This is a genomic window from Erwinia aphidicola, assembly GCF_024169515.1.
Taxonomy (GTDB): Bacteria; Pseudomonadota; Gammaproteobacteria; order Enterobacterales; family Enterobacteriaceae; genus Erwinia; species Erwinia aphidicola.
Genome location: NZ_JAMKCQ010000001.1, coordinates 2,843,188 through 2,860,438 on the forward strand (window position 1 = coordinate 2,843,188; position 17,251 = coordinate 2,860,438).

A 17,251-nucleotide genomic window follows, 5' to 3' on the forward strand; every position below is an offset into this window, starting at 1 on the left:
TTAAGGTAACGACATGAGTTTGCAGCAGACTTTGCAGGTTTTTGAGCTACTGGATAGCGCCAGCGTCAGCGGGCAGGATGTCGCGGATCTGTTCAGCGGCTACCCGGGCGTTTGCGCCAGCGTTAAGCGCGTCAGCGGCCCGAAAGGGCAGACCGATTTCGTGAGCATCACCCTGACCGGCAGCGCAGGGAAGAGCCGGGGGGGGGCTGCTCCCACGCTGGGGATTATCGGCCGTCTGGGCGGCATTGGCGCACGGCCAACGCGTATCGGCATGGTGTCGGACGCCGATGGTGCGGTCGCTGCCGTCAGCAGTGCGCTGAAGCTGGCCGAGATGCAGCGTAAAGGCGATTTTCTGGCGGGTGACGTCATCATCACCACCCATATCTGCCCGAATGCGCCAACCCGCCCGCACGAGCCGGTCGACTTTATGGACTCGCCGATCGACGACGTCACCATGAACGATAATGAAGTGGTGCCCGGCACAGATGCTATTCTTTCCATAGATACCACCAAGGGCAACCGCATCCTCAACCACAAAGGGTATGCGCTGTCGCCGACGGTTAAGCAGGGTTATATCCTGCGCGTATCGGAAGACTTACTGCGCATTATGGAGATGACCAGCGGCCGTCCGGCAGTGACTTTCCCGATCACCACGCAGGATATTACGCCGTACGGCAACGGTGTGTATCACCTCAACAGCATCCTCCAGCCAGCAACGGCAACCGATGTGCCGGTGGTGGGGGTGGCAATCTGTAGCGAGTCGGTGGTTCCCGGTTGTGGTACCGGCGCCAGCCATGAAGTCGATATCGCGCTGGCCGTGAAGTTCGCGGTGGAAGTGGCAAAAGAGTTCGGACGGGGCAGCTGCGCGTTTTACGACGCCGAAGAGTATGCGCGCCTGCTGGCGCTGTACGGCAGCCTGAGCCATCTTAGCTCGCGGAATTAAGCTTATGAATCCCTCTCTGGTGACGTTGACGATTGGGCAGTCCCCGCGCACGGATATTATGCCGCTGCTGCTGGAGTACCTGCCCGAAGAACAGATTGCCCACTCCGGGCTGCTGGATGGCCTCACGCCCGGGCAAATTGCTGAGCAGTACGCGCCGTCAGACGGCGAGAAGGTGCTGGTCTCCAGGCTGACCGACGGCAGCCAGGTGACGCTGGCGGCGAGTAAAGTGGAGCGCGGTTTGCATAAACGCATCCTGCAGCTGGAAGATGAGGGGTTTAGCACTATCCTGCTGTTATGCACCGGTGAGTTCGGCAAACTGTACGCCAGTGAGGCGATACTGCTGGAGCCGGACCGTATTATCCCGCCGCTGATCGAGGCGATTGTCGATGGTCATCAGGTGGGGATTGTGGTGCCGGTGGCCGAACAGATTCAGGAGCAGGCCAACAAGTGGAAAAACCTGACGCAGCCACCCTGTTTCGCCGTTGCCAGCCCGTATCTGGCCAGCGATGAGACGCTGATTGATGCTGCGCTGTCGCTGCAGGAGCAAGGGGCAGATGTGGTGGTGCTGGACTGTATCGGTTATCACCAGCGTCACCGTGATTTCCTGCAAAAACTGTTGGGTATTCCGGTACTACTTTCGAACGTGCTGGTCGCCAAACTGGCGGCAGAATTACTGGTCTGAGTCACGATTGCAGCGGCTGATGCGCAATAGTGCGTGACAGCCGCTCAATTATGCCACTACACTGCCAGCTTACCTTTGTCTCTGATTTTAAGGAATTTATATGCTCAATGTTAGTGAGTATTTTGACGGTAAAGTGAAGTCAATTGGCTTCGAGAGCGCCACGACCGGCCGCGCCAGCGTTGGCGTGATGGCGGAAGGTGAATACACCTTTGGTACCGCTCAGGCGGAAGAGATGACGGTGGTCAGCGGCTCGCTGAAAGTGCTGCTGCCGGGTGAAGCCGAGTGGAAAAGATATGCGCCGGGTGAGGTATTTAACGTGCCGGGCCACAGTGAATTCCATCTTCAGGTGGCTGAGCCGTCTGCCTATCTGTGTCGTTATCTGAAAGATTGATAATGTAGCGGGTCGGGCATGCCCGGCCCCTGCGCGTACTGGCGACGCATGCGTCGCCAGCAAGGTCAATTAACGTTCGGCTTCCCCGCCCAGCGCTTCCACCGTATTGCTGATTAGCGCGGCCAGTTCGCCGGTCATCAGAATAAAGTCAGCATCAAAACGCCCGGTCACGTCTTCGCGGTCAATGTCGTCATTCTGCTCGCGCAGAATATCGGCGAACTTCAGGCGTTTGATAGAACCGTCATCGGAGAGCACCATCTGGATGCGCTCCTGCCAGTCCAGTGCCAGCTTGGTGACCAGCTTGCCCGCTTCGATATGGTTGGCGATCTCATCGCACACCAGGTCCTGCTTCTTACAGCGGATCACGCCGCCATCTTCCAGAATCGCTTTCAGCTCGGCTTCATCCATCAGCGCGAAACCGGCAGGCAGCTCGCCAGAGCGCACCCACTCGGTCATGGTCAGCTCAATCGGGCTTTCCAGCGTCAGCGGCACCACCGGCAGTGACCCCAGGCTCTTACGCAGCAGCGCCAGCGTATCCTCGGCTTTTTTCGCGCTGGCACAGTCAACCATAATCAGGTTGTTCACGGTATCGATCCAGACATACGTCTGGCTGAAGCGGCTGAAGGCACGCGGCAGCAGGCTGTGCAGCACTTCATCCTTCAGTGAGTCTTTCTCGGTTTTTTTCAGCTTGCGCGACTGCTCGGCTTCCAGCTTGCTGATTTTCGCTTCCAGCGCCTGTTTGATCACCGGCGAAGGCAGCATTTTCTCTTCTTTGCGCGCGCAGATCAGGATCTGGCCGTTAGTGACGTGGGTCAGATCTTCGCTGCGCGGACCGATCGGCGAGACCCAGCCAGTTTTCGACATATCCTGGCTGCCGCACGGGGTGAAAGAGAAAGCATCGAGCTGTTTTTCCATCTCGTCTGCTACCAGCGGAATGTCGCGACTAAGACGATAGACCATCAAATTTTTAAACCACAGCATGCTGCATTCCCTCTCTGTGCGCGCAAGAAGGCGCGCGAGTTCAAAGTCAGGGCGCATGATAGCGAATCGGCGGCGGGGTTTCATTGCCTTTCCGCCTGCCGCCTTCTAAGGTAGTGATCTCACCGTCAAATAATGAGGAATAACAAGTGCGTATTGGTATTGATTTAGGTGGCACCAAAACAGAAGTGATTGCCTTATCTGACCACGGCGAAGAACTGTTCCGCTACCGCGTCCCCACGCCGCGTGACGACTATGACAAGACCGTGGAGAACATCATCGGGCTGGTAAAGCGGGCAGAGCAGGAGACCGGGCAGCAGGGCAGCGTTGGGCTGGGCATTCCCGGCACGCTGTCGCCGTTTACGCGGCGGGTAAAAAACGCCAACTCCACCTGGCTGAACGGTCAGCCGCTGGATAAAGACCTGCAGCAGCGGCTGGGGCGCGAAGTGCGCATTGCCAATGATGCCAACTGCCTGGCGGTGTCGGAAGCGGTCGACGGTGCCGCTGCCGGTAAGCAGACGGTGTTTGCGGTAATAATCGGCACCGGCTGCGGCGCAGGCGTGGCGCTGAACGGCCAGGCGCACAGCGGCGGAAACGGCAACGCCGGCGAGTGGGGGCACAACCCGCTGCCGTGGATGGATGAAGACGAGCTGCGCTACCGCGAAGAGGTGCCGTGCTACTGCGGTAAGCAGGGCTGCATCGAAACCTTTATCTCCGGCACCGGCTTTGCCACGGATTACCAGCGGCTGAGCGGCATCGATCTCAAAGGCGCGGAGATTATCAAGCGGCTGGAGCAGCAGGACCCGGTGGCCGAGCTGGCGATGAGCCGCTACGAGATGCGGCTGGCGAAGTCGCTGGCGCACGTGGTGAACATCCTCGACCCGGATATGATCGTGCTGGGCGGTGGGATGAGCAACGTTGAGCGCCTGTATCAGACGGTGCCGCAGCTGGTGAAAAACTGGGTGTTCGGCGGCGAGTTTGCCACCCCGATCCGCCGCGCCGTCCACGGTGATTCCAGCGGCGTGCGCGGGGCGGCGTGGCTGTGGCCGTTGTGATCTGACGGGGCCCCTACAGCAATGTAGGGGCGGACCCTCTTTTCCGGTCCGCCCGTAAGGCCGGTTAACATCGCCGAAACCGTTATTCGCCCTGCAGCATCACGTCGTGCGGGGCATTATCGCGGTGGCTTTTGGTCATCAGGAACCACAGATAGCCGATCGCCATCAGGCCGACAAAAACAGCGCCAATCAGCGCGTTAAACCACAGCATCGCGATCAGGCATACCACCGCCAGCACCAGCGCAATCATCGGCACCACCGGGTAACCCGGCGCGCGGAAGGTGCGCTCCAGCTCTGGCGCCGTGCGGCGCAGGCGGAACAGGCTCAGCATGCTCATGATGTACATCACGATGGCACCAAACACCGCCATGGTGATCATCGCCGCCGTCAGCGACATGCCCTGCAGGTTAATCCAGCCGTCGCTGAAGATGGCGACAATGCCGATCGCTCCACCGGCAATAATTGCGCGGTGCGGAGTTTGAAAGCGTGACAGCTTCGCCAGACCGCTTGGCAGATATCCGGCGCGCGACAGCGCAAAGAACTGGCGCGAGTAGCCAAGAATGATGCCGTGGAAGCTGGCAATCAGGCCGAACAGGCCAATCCACACCAGCATATGCATCCAGTTGGAATGGTTGCCGACGATCATTTTCATCGCCTGCGGCAGCGGGTCATTGATGTTAGACAGCGTGCGCCAGTCGCCTGCACCGCCCGCCATCAGCATCACGCCGATCGCCAGCACCACCAGCGTCAGGATCCCGGCCACATAGGCACGTGGGATGGTGCGCTTCGGATCTTTCGCCTCTTCGGCGGCCATGGCAGCCCCCTCAATCGCGAGGAAGAACCAGATAGCAAACGGGATCGCCGCGAAGATCCCCGACAGCGCAGGCATGCCGAAGTGCTCGCCGCCCGCCCAGCCGTTGGCGGCGAAGTTGGCAATGCTGAAGCCCGGCGCCACCACGCCCATAAATACCAGCAGCTCAAGCACCGCCAGCACGGTCACCACCAGTTCAAACATCGCTGCCAGCTTTACGCCAAGAATATTCAGCGTCATAAAGACGATATAGGCGCCGACCGCCGCATATTTCGGGTTCAGCTCCGGGTACTGCACGTTGAGATAGGCACCGATCGCCATGGCGATAGCCGGGGGCGCGAAGACAAACTCAATCAGCGTTGCCATCCCGGCAATCAGGCCACCGGTTTCGCCAAAGGCGCGGCGGCTGTAGGCGAAAGGGCCGCCGGCATGGGGAATAGCGGTGGTGAGTTCGGTAAAGCTGAAAATAAAGCAGGTGTACATCAGGGCGATCATCAGCGTGGTCAACAGGAAGCCCAGCGTACCCGCTACGCCCCAGCCGTAGCTCCAGCCAAAATATTCCCCGGAAATCACCAGACCTACCGCAATCCCCCACAAATGGATGGTGCCCAGCGTGGGTTTGAGTGTGCTCGTCATACCGTTATCCCCGTCATTATTGTGTTAGTGGGCCGATAATGCAGCTCCCCGAGGGGGGAAACTTGACGCGGGCGTGATGATTTCTGCGCGCTGCGGTCAACTACGCTGCAAAAAAAGCGCCAGATGTACGCTACGGTCAAAACAGGGTCGTCTGCGGTCAAGCCGAAATGGGCGGGCGATCGGATGCTGGTTATCACAGAGACATCGTTCAACCTCGATTGCGGAGCCAGATAATGACTGCCAAACAAAATGACACCCTGAACAATGACGCGCTGCAGCGCCTGGCCGAACGCACGCTGGCCCGCTATCCCGCCGCTCTGCAGGGCAAGCTGAGCCTGCTGTGCCGCTCGGAAAACGCCACTTTCCTGCTGGAAGCGGGCGGTAAACGCTATGCGCTGCGCCTGCACCGTCCCGACTATCACCAATACGCCGATATCGTCAGCGAGCTGAAGTGGCTGGACGCTCTGCGCGAAACCGGCATCGAGGTGCCGCAGGCGGTGGCGGATAGCACAGGGGAAACGGTGCAAACGCTGGTGCTGGAAGAGGGAACGGTGCGCCACGCGGTACTGTTCCACTGGATTGAGGGCGAGATGCCGGGCACCGATGTCGACCCGCGCGCCTTTCGCCAGCTCGGCAATATCACCGCGCGCCTGCATCAGCACAGCCGCCGCTGGCAACAGCCGGCCGGGTTCCAGCGCATTATCTGGGATCATCACACCATGGTCAGTGCGCAAAGCCACTGGGGCGACTGGCGCGATGCCCCCAATCTGCGCATCGGCGACCGGGCGATCGTTGAGCAGGCGATCGCCAGAGTGGGATCCGAGCTGGCGGAGTTTGGCAAAGCGCCGCACAACTACGGCCTGATCCACGCCGATCTGCGCCTGACCAACCTGCTGCTGCACAAGGGCGAAACCCGGGTGATCGACTTTGACGATTGCGGCTTCGGCTGGTATCTGCACGACCTGGCGGCTGCAATCAGCTTTGTTGAGCACCATCCGCGCGCCGCAGAGTGGGTCGACAACTGGATCACCGGCTATGAGCAGGTGGCGCATATCAGCGATGCGGAGATGGATCGGGTGCCGACGCTGCTGATCCAGCGCCGCATTCAGCTGCTGGCCTGGGCGGGATCGCACGCGGAAACGGAGATGGCGCACAGCCTCGGCCCGCAGTGGGCGGATCATTCAGTGCGCCTGTGTCGCCGTTATCTGGAAACGTCGCAGCTGCCGGTCGGCGCATAAACCCGCCACGTTGCACCGTGGACGGGCACTTTGTGCTGCCACGGTGCTCTTTTCGCACGGATAGCCATACGCAAGCACGCGAATTGTCTGATGTTGCGGTTGGTACGCAATTTGCTCTGTATACGGGGAGAGGGGAGTACCCCAGGCAGCAGGAGACAATCACATGTTACATACTCAACTGGCACGCCCTGAAATCAGCCACGTCTTGCACAGCGGCAATGCCGCCAACCGTGGCGTGCTCGCCGCCGCCGCCAGCGGCCTGAGCGACTTTATCAGCCACAGCGGCGGCGATGTCGATCGTATCTTTGGCGTCAGCGGTATTGACCCGGAGCTGCTGGCGCAGCCCACCCTCAGCCTTGGCTTAATCAACTACTGCCGGGTGATGGAAGAGGCGGCGCGCAGTTCAGGCTGTGATAACTTCGGTTTACACTACGGCAGGCAGTTTAAACCACAGTCATTAGGTCTGATTGGCTACATTGGCCTGTGCAGCGCCACGCTGGAGCAGGCGCTGCAAAACGTCGCGCATGCTTTTCCCTGGCACCAGCACGATACGCTGACCCGGCTGGTGGACAAGGGGGACTGCTGGCGGCTGGATTATCAGGTGCGCCACGGCGCCATTCTCTGCCGCCGTCAGGATGCCGAGCTGACGTTGGGGATGTTTATGAACCTGATCCGCCACGTGGCCGGTAAACACTGGGCGCCGCGTGAGGTTCACTTTGAACATCCGCGCCCGGCGCAGTGGCACGAACACTGCAAAGCCTTTGATGCCCCGGTCTATTTCGACCAGCCGTTTAACTCCTTGCTGATACCGAAACGCGATCTCGCCCGCGCGATGCCCGACAGCGATCCGCTGCTGCTTGGCGTAATGCAGGATGCGATCCGCCGCCTGAACAGCGCCACGCCGCAGCAGAATATTGTCGACCAGGCGCGTGCGCAGGTGCACCGGGTGATGCTGCAGGGCGAGCCGGTGCTGGAAGAGGTCGCGGATAAGATGGGGCTGTCGAGCTGGTCACTGCAGCGCCGCCTGCGCGAAGAGGGGCTGAGCTTTACCGCGCTGGTGGATGCCGTGCGCTGTGAGATGGCGAAACACTATCTACAGCAGCGCCAGCTGCCGATTTCCGAGATGGCGCTGCTGCTGGGCTACTCCGAAGTCAGCGCCTTTTCGCGCGCCTTTCGCCGCTGGTTCGGCATCAGCCCGCGCCAGTGGCGACAGGACGAGCTGGCGGGCTAAGGGCGAAAATCAATCGCCACGCCGTCAGCCAGTTCAGGCGGCGGCGCGGGCAGATCGGGCGCGCTGGCCACCAGGCTCCACGTTTTCAGGCAGAGCAACTCATCACCTTCGGTGCGCAGCACCTGATAGCGCTGGTTCGCACCGTACTTTAGCGTCACGCGGCAAACCTTACCCTGATAGCGGTGGGCATCGGTGAAATGGCGCTGTATGCCTTGCTGCATCGCGGCGAGATAGCGATCGTTTTTGCGCGCAGTGGCGTGACATCCGCTTAATATAACGCCGACGATTAGCAGGCCCAGAGTCAAATAAGGTTTATACATTGCGCTTTGCCCCAGAATTAAAGCGATAAATAATGTCGCATTGTACCGGACCCGCGCAGACAGCAAACAAAAATCATTCTGGCAAAGTGATTTACAGAATTTTCTCTTAAATTTGCCTTAAGGGGTTGTGGCGGTTTAGTTCGGCTGTATATATTACCGTTAATCAATTAAATTAATTGACTATTTCGGTTTATTTGCAAGAACTGCCTGTGTTATTCTGGCGCCGCATTCTCACCTTTATCTGTAATTCTCGCGTTTATTATTTCCAGATGATATTAATTTGTCTGGTGCGGGATTTTCGCTGCATTTTTCATTCAGGGATTAAAATGAAACCTACCCGTCTTGCTGTTGTTAGCTTATTCGGCACCGTACTGTTAACCGGTTGTGCCACCGAATCCTCACGCTCTATTGAAGCCCCTCAGGTGGCTGCCGCCGCTCAGCCGCAATATCAGGGAGTAAAAAGCCCGATTGCCGTGGGCAAATTCGATAATCGGTCCGCCTATATGAATGGGGTGTTCTCTGACGGCGTGGACCGCCTGGGAAGCCAGTCGAAAACCATTCTGATTACCCACCTGCAGCAGACCGGGCGCTTTAACGTCATGGACCGCACCAACCTGGAAGAACTCAAGGCGGAAGCGGGCTATAAAGGCAGCACGCAGTCTATTAAAGGCGCGAACTATATTATCACCGGTGATATTACCGAATTTGGCCGTAAAGAAGTGGGCGACCACCAGCTGTGGGGCATCCTGGGCCGCGGCAAGTCTCAGGTGGCTTACGCTAAAGTGAATCTTAACGTCGTCGATGTGACCACCTCTGAAGTGGTCTATGCCGTTCAGGGCGCCGGCGAATACAGCCTGTCTAACCGTGAAATTATCGGCTTCGGCGGCACCTCCAGCTATGACTCCACGCTGAATGGTAAGGTGATGGATTTAGCCATTCGCGAAGCGGTCAATCATCTGGTCAATGGAATTGAGTCCGGCGCATGGCGCCCGGCGAAATAATAATAAGGGAATAATCATGAGCGTTTTAAAAACCCTCGGCGTGGCCTGTGCTGCGCTGATCGTTGTCGGCTGCGCGCAAAAGAAACAGAGCGTCTATTACTGGGGCGATTATCAATCCACTTTATACAGCTATTATCAGCACGATAAATCACCCGAGCAGCAAATTGAATCGCTGAATGCGATTGTCGAGCAGGCAAAGGCGAAAAATAAACCGGTTCCCCCTGGCCTGCACGCCCAGCTTGGCCTGTTATACGTCGATACCAGCCGTACTGACCTGGCTTTCCAGCAGTTCAACGCCGAGAAAACCCAGTTCCCGGAATCTGCGGCCTATATGGATTTTCTGATGCGTAATAAGGTGAAAAAATAATGAAGCTCTGGTCTCTGATGATTGTTGCCGGCGCTGTGCTGTTATCCGGCTGTGCCAAACCTAAGCCCTATGACTACAGCGCTTTTCGCGCCAGTAAGCCGGCTTCGATTGTGGTTCTGCCCGCGACGAATAGCAGCCCGGATGTGAATGCGGCTCATAGCGTGGTGTCGGTCGTCACTGCGCCGCTGGCCGAGTCCGGTTACTACGTGTTCCCGGTGGCGGTGGTGGATAAAACCTTCGAGCAGAACGGCCTGAGCAGCGCCGCCGATGCGCAGAGTGTTAGCCCCGCCAAACTGCGTGAAATTTTCAACGCGGACGCGGCGCTGTATATTGATGTCAGCAGCTACGGCACCAAATTTATGCTGGTGGATAGCGTGACCGAGGTCAAAGCGGCTGCGCGCCTGGTTGACCTGCGCAGCGGTAAGCAGATCTGGTCCGGTACTGGCTATGCCACTGATGCTCAGGACAATAACAACGCGGGTCCACTCGGCATGCTCATCAGTGCGGCCATCAAGCAGATTGCCAGCAGCGTGAGCGACAAAAGCCATGACGTTGCAATTCTGGCCGCTGCCGGGATGCTGACCGCTGATGGCGTTAACGGCAGTATTTTGCCTGGCCCGCGCGCGCTTCCGGTGTCCGCACTGTAACGGTCAGGGCCGCGGGGATCCCCCTGCGGCCCTGATAAGCTAGTCTGGCATGCAAATCTGCGCCTTCATAAACGTCACGGCCTTACCTTCAATAACGACCCTGTGTTCTTTTCACTCACCTATCAGATTACGGTATCTCATCTGAAAATCGTGCGCTGATCGCATCCCGTTCATAACCCTGCGGTTGTGTCAGAATCTGGTATAAATCAGGACGGCGGCCGTGGATCCAGCGACGTCCGGTACTCATGGCAAGCAGGCTTAAATCCAGTTCAGCGCTCACCATAAAATCTTCAGCAGCCCAGGTTTCATTAATGATCCTCCCGTAAGGATCGAGGATCATGGCATTGCCCGTGCGGACTTCGTCATCATCTGCGCCTACGCCGTTACTAAAGAGAAGAAATAACCCGTTGTCGTGCGCACGGGCAGGTAACCATCGCATCAGCCATTCCCGACCGCTTGCCCCCTTGAATGCAGCAGTAATTTCTTCCTTGCGCGTTTCCCGTTCCGCCCACAGCGACAGCGGAATGGGTTTCATCGCATAAGGGCTGCGGGAATCGGTGCCGCCTGTTTGATGTGGCGCGAGAAGGATATCGGCACCCAGCAATGCCGTAGCGCGCACATTTTCCACCAGATTATTGTCCCAGCAAATCAAGATCCCTACTTTTACTCCCCAGGGAGTATCAAAAACGGTAAACCTGTCACCGCTGCTGATGGCCGGATGCTCAAAGGCATGAAGTTTTCGATGCGTCTGCATTGAGCCGTCTGGCATACAGGCAACGTACGCATTATAAAGGCGGCCATCATCGGCGCGTTCAATCAGACCGGCGCCAATAAGCATTTGATGTTTTATCGACAGAGCGCGAATTAACATCAGGGAAGGGCTGGTGGCGATCGGTTCTGCAAGTGCGGAAACCTCCGCTGCGGTGAGCTTAGGGACATGCCAATAGCCGGTGATACACATTTCCGGAAACGTCAGGATCTTCACCTGCTGGATGGCCGCCTGTTCAATAAACTTCTCCATTATCAGCAGATTATATTTTTTGTTATTTGCCTGATGCTGAAACTGTACGGTTGCAGCCTTTAAGGACGTCAGCGCGTGCATGATGATTCTCCAGTTGTTATCGAAACTGAATTACATAACGATTGGCAATAACTGTATAATCAAATGATTTCCATTTTCGATAACCTTTTGGAATGAAAAATTGAATATCCGGTTGCTAAAGGCCTTTTTGATTCTGGCCGAAAAAGGAAATTATGCCGACGCGGCCCGGGCACTGTTTATCTCGCAACCCGCATTGACCAAGCAGATCAATCTTCTTGAGTCGACGGTGAAGGTGCCACTTTTTTCACGCGGGCGTCACGGCGCAACACTGACCGCCGGGGGAAGATGCTTATTGCCAGAGGCTGAAAAAGTAGTCAGGCAAGCCCAGGTGTTTATGGATCACGCAGGGCGGGTATCGGCCGGAATTGAGGGGCATATCGCCGTTGGATTTGGTCTCTCCAGCTTTTATCTGGCACCACGCTGTATTGCTGAATTTCGCAGAGACTATCCGGGAATAGAGATGTCTTTGACGGATCTTCCCTCCTTCCTCCAGTACGAGCTGCTGCAAAATGATGAGCTTCAGGTAGGATTTGTCAGGGTTCCACCACCGATAGCGCTTGATTACCTGCCATTATTTACCGATCGGCTGGTTCTGATGGCGCCCGCAACGCCGTCGTTATCATTGTCTGCTGCTGACTGGCTAAAAAAATCTCCTTTGTTACGTCTTCATGCTGAACGCGGGCAGGGATTAAATGCGCAGATTGACCGCTTTCTGCATGATAACGGTCTTTTTATCTCCTCCACCCAGCTGGCTGATGATATACATACCATTGTCGCGTTGGTGATCGCGGGTACCGGTGTTGCCATTTTGCCCTACAGCGTTCTGCATATCGCGCCACCGGAACGGGTTATTATTCCGTTAACAGGCAAGTCAATAAGCTGGAAAGTTGGCATTGCCTGGAATGCCGACAAGGAGAATGTCATTCGCGATAATTTTATTGCCAGTATTAGAAAGCGTATTGCGGTCGAAAGCGCGTAATCAGCCTTGCGGGGGCATTCCCGCGAATCTAACCGCAATTGCATGAAGGTGAGATCAAGCCAGCGGCCGCACGGCTTACTGTCGCCTTAAGACAGCCGCGCAGGGTCTCATCGGTAACCGACAATAGCGGCTCTCGCCGCTTCGGACGTTCGGTGGCTAACCAGGTCAGAACCTGATGCACGTAGTCGCGATCGGTGAGCGGGACCTGGTGACGGCATCTTTCGACGGGCGGCTACGTTGGCTTCTGACCTTCTTCGAAAGAATACGAACAAAGGGGCGGGGACCGTTTAGTACGATTGACTCCTGCTGCAGGCTTCCCGATGCGCGTACCGGTGTTACACAGGGTGCAGAAAAGAAAATGGTGTTTGCAGTCAGGCATGTAGTGGAGCAGGGCGCTTACTTCCGGCGCCAGCAGATAGCAGGACGTCACGCCGCTTAAGATTTTTCCTGTCATTCTCTTCGGAGGATTTTTATTCTCAGTGTCATTTTATCCATTAATACCCTGAAGAAGGAGTACTTCTAATCTAGAGCTGCTGGGGATTTTATCTCTGTCTGAGGGGAGTACCGTTACAATATCCTAAAAGTAAAGTTTAACTGATTTTTTGTATAACATTCTGTCTATTCGGCTAGGTTGAGGTTTTTAAAAAAAAAGTATAAATAGATTGGCATAAACTCCAATTTAACAACTATTATTAAAAATAAATACAGGGTTTGTTAAAAAGTAATTATCTTATGATGCGACGATAACTTTATTTTCATAGCGTTTAGATTCTTTGAATACATAAAATGCATAGTACATGGCTGGTTTTTTTGTATTCTAAGTGGAATATTGTTAATTAACACTGCGCCTGACTGATCTTTTATTCATTATGATCGTTGGAATAAGTAACTTTGTTTTTACCATTCCTTTTGGATCTATATAGTGCTGCGTCTGCAGAAGCGAGGCACGATGAAGATGTCTGATTCTCTGTTTTCAATGCTACGCCAATGCTGACTGTAGTCGGGATGCCATCAGCGCTGCTTAAAGATAGGGATTTCTTTATCCTTTCTGCCAGAATGTTTACAGCCGCCCCCTCTTTTAACACAATGGCAAATTCCTCTCCACCTGAACGGGCCACTAATATATTTTCACATGCAAATTTCTTTAGTATAAGTCCCGATTTTTTAAGCACTTTGTCCCCCATTTCATGACCATAGTTATCGTTAATCATCTTAAAGTCATCAATATCTATAATGCATATTGCACCTGACTTATCCTCCAGGTCTCTAAGTTTGAGGTTTAGATATCTTCTATTAGGAAGTCCGGTAAGTTCATCTGTTAAAGAGAGCTCTACTACAGATTTATACCTGCCATTAACATAATTGATAAAATTATTGAAAGAGTAGATGATAAACATCATTGCAGGTACATACAATACGGCAGAGACAAGAGAAGTAATATCATTATCAATAATTTTCAAGCCACCGACCATAGTGACGATAGTAGAGTTTAAGAGTAAAAAAAGCCCGACGCGAAATGTAATTAAATTTTTCCCGTGTATCTCTATTTTGAATGACTTTCTTATAAACCATGTCAGGATAATTATTGTCAATAAATTTAAAAAAAGGTAAATAGTAATATGTGATGAGATGATTTTATCTGCTCCCAGAAAGAACACCAATCCGGTAGAAAATGCCGTATAAAAAATTATGGTTCTGTAGAGAAGACCTTTTACGCTGTCAATCTCGTGGATTAATTTATCAGAAAAGTTCATATTTATACCTTGCCCTAATGAGAATGCATAAAGTTTATCATAAGGGATAGATAAAAATTTTAGAAGTACTAACATAAATACAATATATTTCGTTAGTTAACCAATATGCAACAAATTAATTGCAATTACATAACATCTGGTTTTTTTGTTTTCTTTAATTTAACTAAGAAAGTTATAACTCATCAAATGTCAAATAAATAATTGTAAATCATCGCTGAGCAAGCTATAAACAAAACATCCTTATATTAAAAGAAAGTGGTTTCCCAGCTATAATCTTAAATCTTAAGTAGTTATCAGAATCTGATATTCTTAATACCAAGAGAAATAGTGAAAACTACTTTTCCAACATCTTTCAGAGAGTTGAAGGAAATTATCAATCAGATAATTTTATGAAAAATATTATATGTAATAACTGCTTCTTTCTGGCACTTCGGAAGTTGCTATCGTAAAATTGTTACCAATAAACTTACAATGCCGTGCCTCGTTTTCAAGAAACCGTGTGTGGGAGTAGCGTCATATGGAATACTACGGATTTGTGTTGGTCAAGTTCATAATTGGGTTTGTGATCGTCATTACTCACCTCAACCTTTCAGGAAAAACCCAACTGTCGCAGATGACGCCGATAGATTTTATCGGGAACTTCGTACTGGGTGGAATAATCGGAGGCGTCATTTACAGCGACTCCATACCTTTGTATCAGTATCTGATCGTGCTCCTTATTGGGGTGTTTCTGATTTCATTACTGAATGCAATAAGCAAGCATGTAAATTTTTTTCGAAGTATGGCCATAGGCCAACCAATACCTATTATTAAGAAAGGCAGGTTTTTAGTCGAAAATATATCTGATAACAAGAATAAAATTGATATTTTGAACGTGTCATCTCAACTTCATGCGAAGGGCATTCATTCCTTTCAGGAGATCTATTACGCTCAGATTGAACCCAACGGGCAAATAACGGCAGTCTGCGAGGGTTCAGAGATGCCGTCTGTTATCATTATGAAAGATGGCAAAGTCCGTGAGCATGCACTCAGTGAAATTGAAAAAAATGTACAGTGGCTTGAAGTTGAAATGAAAAAAGCCTCACTTGATTATGAGGATATCTTTATCGCAGAGTTTTGGAGTGGACGTTTAACGTTTATCCTGAATGATGGGGAAGTATTGAAATCGCGCTCATAGAACTTTTTTAAAGCTATCGACTAACTTAGTTAACTAAAACCAATACCGTATTAGAGCCTCCGGTATTGGTTTTATGATGTGTTTGGCGGTAACCCACCGCTTTTCTCGTAATCAGCGATCGGCCGTTATACCCGTAACGCATCATGTTGCAGCGTTGTCAGACTTTTTGAAGCACCGCATCTACCACGTTTTGGCGTTCCGCCGGTCTAAAATCGGAATAGTGTTCCCGGATGATACTCAGCGCCATCTCAGTCAGTGACGCTTGCAGGAGGCGGTTTCCGCTGCGACCATGGCTCTGGTTATTCATAGACTAAACCTACGGAAACGTACGATAAGGCCATTTAATGATCTTAATCTGAGCATCATTTCAAAAGCTAAGCCATCAGAGTTGTGTTCAAAAAAAGGAAGTTGACTTATAAACCCGAATGCTCTTCGGAGCGTATGATTTATTCGGGCATATTCGAAGTTTCTTTAATCCATGAACGTCAGCATGAAGGGAGCGCTTTAATCAAGCTACGTGGGCTAACCGAGGTCGGAAAAATTACTGTACTCAAAGATATGAAAAACAGCCCGTCTGACAGGATCCTGAAACGGGTTACATTCGTCGGCATGTTTCACCGGGACAAATCCCTGTAGACCTGGTCAGCGTGGAACTTCCCGCTAACACCGCCGTGCCGATGCCGGCCATGTCATATCTCTCTCGACGCCAGCTTATATGGGTATTGAAAGGCAGTCTGACATTTGAGGAAGGAGCCCATACATTCGAGATGCATTCTGGTGATTGTCTGGAGCTTGGCTATCCCGCCGATTGTGTTTTCAGAAATGATACAGATGAAATATGCCGCTATGCCGTGCTAGTGCTCAAATCTTCCTGAGACGTCTGATATGTCGTGAGAATAGTGACGGTATGATTATTTTCATGCTTTTTCAGAGCGTGCATTAATTATAAATGTTCGCTATTCACTTATCGCTGCTCTCTATACGGACAGGCAGCTAAGTGCTGTAATTTCATCTGAACCGCCTTCTTTAACCGGTGTTAGACAGGTCGTCTTTGCAGACGACGTGCCACGCATGTAATTCAGCCCATCAGAAGGTATACAGCACCCCCAGATTGTACGTCAGGCCGCCGTGCTTGATCACAATCGGGCTGTTACTGGCCTTGTCGTCAAGCCAGGTGTAATCGGCACTGACCACGCCGCCCCAGTGTTGCGTGAACTGGTGGCTCCAGGTGAGGCTGCTGTCCATGCCATAGAAACCCCCGGCGGACTGATAGGGTGCAAAGTCAGTGCGGTTACTCTGCTCGCGGCTGACGCCATAAAAGGTGTTCATATAGCGCCGGTCGCCAAAGAGTGCTGCCGACTGAAGTGCAACGGTGTCGCTGTCGTTTTGAAGCGGAAGCAGGGTGACGGAGGTCTGATAATGCCCCCCCTGACCATCCGTCAGCGGCAGAGTAGCCCTGGCCTCAAACGACAGCCACGGCGTTGCTGACCAGCCCACGGCGAGAGCGGTATTGATGGTCGCATCGATATTTCCCATGCCTTTGAGGGTATTCGAGCCATCGCGCCAGCTGGAGTTTTTGTCCGTGCGGCCAAGGGTATAGCCCAGCGTGTGTTCCAGATACAGGCCGTTATCCGCCTGCAGGTCGTACCCCACGCCTTTGAGCGTATCAAAGAAAAATGCCCCGTCGCGTGCCTGAACGATCGGGCCCGCCAGCCAGTGGCGCTGATCCGAACCGCTGTAGCGCGGTGCGCTTTGTGCGCCCATACCGATAGTCAACGTGGGGGCCGGTGAGGCCGCGTCAGCCAGCGCCGGGAGCACTGTTGCGGACAGCCCGAAACAGGTAATGTGCAGTAGTAATTTTCTGGATATCATGTCATTCCTCATCACCCAAACGTATGGTTGGTAGCGGATTGCAGCCGCGACTGAAACCCGAATTATG

At 53.4% G+C, this 17,251-nt stretch carries 17 protein-coding genes and 2 pseudogenes; 12 read left to right on the plus strand and 7 right to left on the minus strand.

Features of this window, described 5'->3' with window-relative positions:
* Positions 1-13 precede the first annotated feature (13 nt).
* The 3 genes from J2Y91_RS13225 to ppnP all read left to right on the plus strand — a co-directional run bounded on the left by J2Y91_RS13225 (position 14) and on the right by ppnP (position 2,016).
* Positions 14-943: a DUF1177 domain-containing protein gene (locus J2Y91_RS13225; RefSeq protein ID WP_253538522.1), complete on the plus strand. Its 930-nt coding sequence runs from the start codon at positions 14-16 to the stop codon at positions 941-943.
* A 4-nt stretch (positions 944-947) separates the two neighbouring features.
* The gene (locus J2Y91_RS13230) at positions 948-1,625 is read left to right on the plus strand and encodes an AroM family protein (protein ID WP_253538525.1); all 678 of its coding nucleotides are present in this window, start codon (positions 948-950) and stop codon (positions 1,623-1,625) included.
* A gap of 100 nt (positions 1,626-1,725) precedes the next feature.
* On the plus strand, positions 1,726-2,016 hold the full coding sequence (gene ppnP, locus J2Y91_RS13235; protein WP_048916994.1) for a pyrimidine/purine nucleoside phosphorylase: 291 nt from the start codon (positions 1,726-1,728) through the stop codon (positions 2,014-2,016).
* A gap of 69 nt (positions 2,017-2,085) precedes the next feature.
* Here ppnP and rdgC read toward each other — a convergent pair whose 3' ends face one another.
* A complete protein-coding gene (rdgC, locus tag J2Y91_RS13240; protein ID WP_099753599.1) occupies positions 2,086-2,997 on the minus strand; it encodes a recombination-associated protein RdgC in 912 nt (303 codons plus the stop codon).
* 146 nt (positions 2,998-3,143) lie between these two features.
* Here rdgC and mak point away from each other — a divergent pair, with 146 nt between their 5' ends.
* Positions 3,144-4,049: a fructokinase gene (gene mak, locus J2Y91_RS13245; protein ID WP_048916992.1), complete on the plus strand. Its 906-nt coding sequence runs from the start codon at positions 3,144-3,146 to the stop codon at positions 4,047-4,049.
* An 82-nt stretch (positions 4,050-4,131) separates the two neighbouring features.
* On the opposite strand, the gene eat is transcribed toward mak, so the two are convergent.
* On the minus strand, positions 4,132-5,496 hold the full coding sequence (gene eat / locus J2Y91_RS13250) for an ethanolamine permease (protein WP_062818376.1): 1,365 nt from the start codon (positions 5,494-5,496) through the stop codon (positions 4,132-4,134).
* Positions 5,497-5,729: 233 nt separating this feature from the next.
* Between eat and J2Y91_RS13255 the strand changes: the two genes are divergently transcribed.
* Together J2Y91_RS13255 and qhpR are read left to right on the plus strand one after the other, a co-directional pair.
* Positions 5,730-6,734 (plus strand): phosphotransferase enzyme family protein, encoded by a 1,005-nt coding sequence (locus tag J2Y91_RS13255; protein WP_253538528.1) that lies wholly within the window; start codon positions 5,730-5,732, stop codon positions 6,732-6,734.
* 163 nt (positions 6,735-6,897) lie between these two features.
* On the plus strand, positions 6,898-7,965 hold the full coding sequence (gene qhpR / locus J2Y91_RS13260) for an AraC-like transcriptional regulator QhpR (protein ID WP_253538531.1): 1,068 nt from the start codon (positions 6,898-6,900) through the stop codon (positions 7,963-7,965).
* Here the strand turns inward: qhpR and J2Y91_RS13265 are convergent.
* Positions 7,962-8,285 carry a cell envelope integrity TolA C-terminal domain-containing protein gene (locus J2Y91_RS13265; RefSeq protein WP_133624319.1) on the minus strand — a complete coding sequence of 108 codons (324 nt, stop codon included), beginning with the start codon at positions 8,283-8,285 and terminating at the stop codon, positions 7,962-7,964. The genes qhpR and J2Y91_RS13265 overlap by 4 nt on opposite strands.
* Before the next feature lie 326 nt (positions 8,286-8,611).
* On the opposite strand from J2Y91_RS13265, the gene J2Y91_RS13270 reads away from it, so the two are divergent.
* Genes J2Y91_RS13270 through J2Y91_RS13280 form a run of 3 tightly spaced genes read left to right on the plus strand, consistent with a single transcriptional unit; the run spans position 8,612 to position 10,300 of the window.
* The gene (locus J2Y91_RS13270) at positions 8,612-9,286 is read left to right on the plus strand and encodes a CsgG/HfaB family protein (protein WP_253538534.1); all 675 of its coding nucleotides are present in this window, start codon (positions 8,612-8,614) and stop codon (positions 9,284-9,286) included.
* 16 nt (positions 9,287-9,302) lie between these two features.
* Complete coding sequence (locus J2Y91_RS13275) at positions 9,303-9,653, plus strand: DUF4810 domain-containing protein (protein WP_253538536.1); 351 nt, start codon at positions 9,303-9,305, stop codon at positions 9,651-9,653.
* Positions 9,653-10,300 (plus strand): DUF799 domain-containing protein, encoded by a 648-nt coding sequence (locus tag J2Y91_RS13280; protein ID WP_253538539.1) that lies wholly within the window; start codon positions 9,653-9,655, stop codon positions 10,298-10,300. Before J2Y91_RS13275 ends, J2Y91_RS13280 begins: the two co-directional genes overlap by 1 nt.
* Positions 10,301-10,427: 127 nt before the next feature.
* Here the strand turns inward: J2Y91_RS13280 and J2Y91_RS13285 are convergent, their stop codons facing one another.
* The gene (locus tag J2Y91_RS13285; RefSeq protein ID WP_048916984.1) at positions 10,428-11,402 is read right to left on the minus strand and encodes a nitrilase family protein; all 975 of its coding nucleotides are present in this window, start codon (positions 11,400-11,402) and stop codon (positions 10,428-10,430) included.
* Positions 11,403-11,502: 100 nt separating this feature from the next.
* Here J2Y91_RS13285 and J2Y91_RS13290 point away from each other — a divergent pair, with 100 nt between their 5' ends.
* Complete coding sequence (locus J2Y91_RS13290; RefSeq protein WP_048918624.1) at positions 11,503-12,381, plus strand: LysR family transcriptional regulator; 879 nt, start codon at positions 11,503-11,505, stop codon at positions 12,379-12,381.
* A gap of 61 nt (positions 12,382-12,442) precedes the next feature.
* Here J2Y91_RS13290 and J2Y91_RS13295 read toward each other — a convergent pair.
* Both J2Y91_RS13295 and J2Y91_RS13300 read right to left on the minus strand, forming a co-directional pair.
* Positions 12,443-12,817, minus strand: a pseudogene (locus tag J2Y91_RS13295) (site-specific integrase); the annotation flags it as partial.
* A gap of 424 nt (positions 12,818-13,241) precedes the next feature.
* Positions 13,242-14,135, minus strand: a complete 894-nt coding sequence (locus J2Y91_RS13300; protein ID WP_253538542.1) for a GGDEF domain-containing protein — start codon at positions 14,133-14,135, stop codon at positions 13,242-13,244.
* A 517-nt stretch (positions 14,136-14,652) separates the two neighbouring features.
* Here J2Y91_RS13300 and J2Y91_RS13305 point away from each other — a divergent pair.
* Positions 14,653-15,312 carry a DUF421 domain-containing protein gene (locus J2Y91_RS13305; protein WP_133624314.1) on the plus strand — a complete coding sequence of 220 codons (660 nt, stop codon included), beginning with the start codon at positions 14,653-14,655 and terminating at the stop codon, positions 15,310-15,312.
* Between the two features lie 554 nt (positions 15,313-15,866).
* Positions 15,867-16,187: pseudogene (locus J2Y91_RS13310) on the plus strand (LacI family transcriptional regulator); the annotation flags it as partial.
* Between the two features lie 211 nt (positions 16,188-16,398).
* Here the strand turns inward: J2Y91_RS13310 and J2Y91_RS13315 are convergent.
* Positions 16,399-17,184, minus strand: coding sequence for a MipA/OmpV family protein (locus J2Y91_RS13315; protein WP_253538545.1), 786 nt, complete (start codon positions 17,182-17,184; stop codon positions 16,399-16,401).
* Positions 17,185-17,251 lie beyond the last annotated feature (67 nt).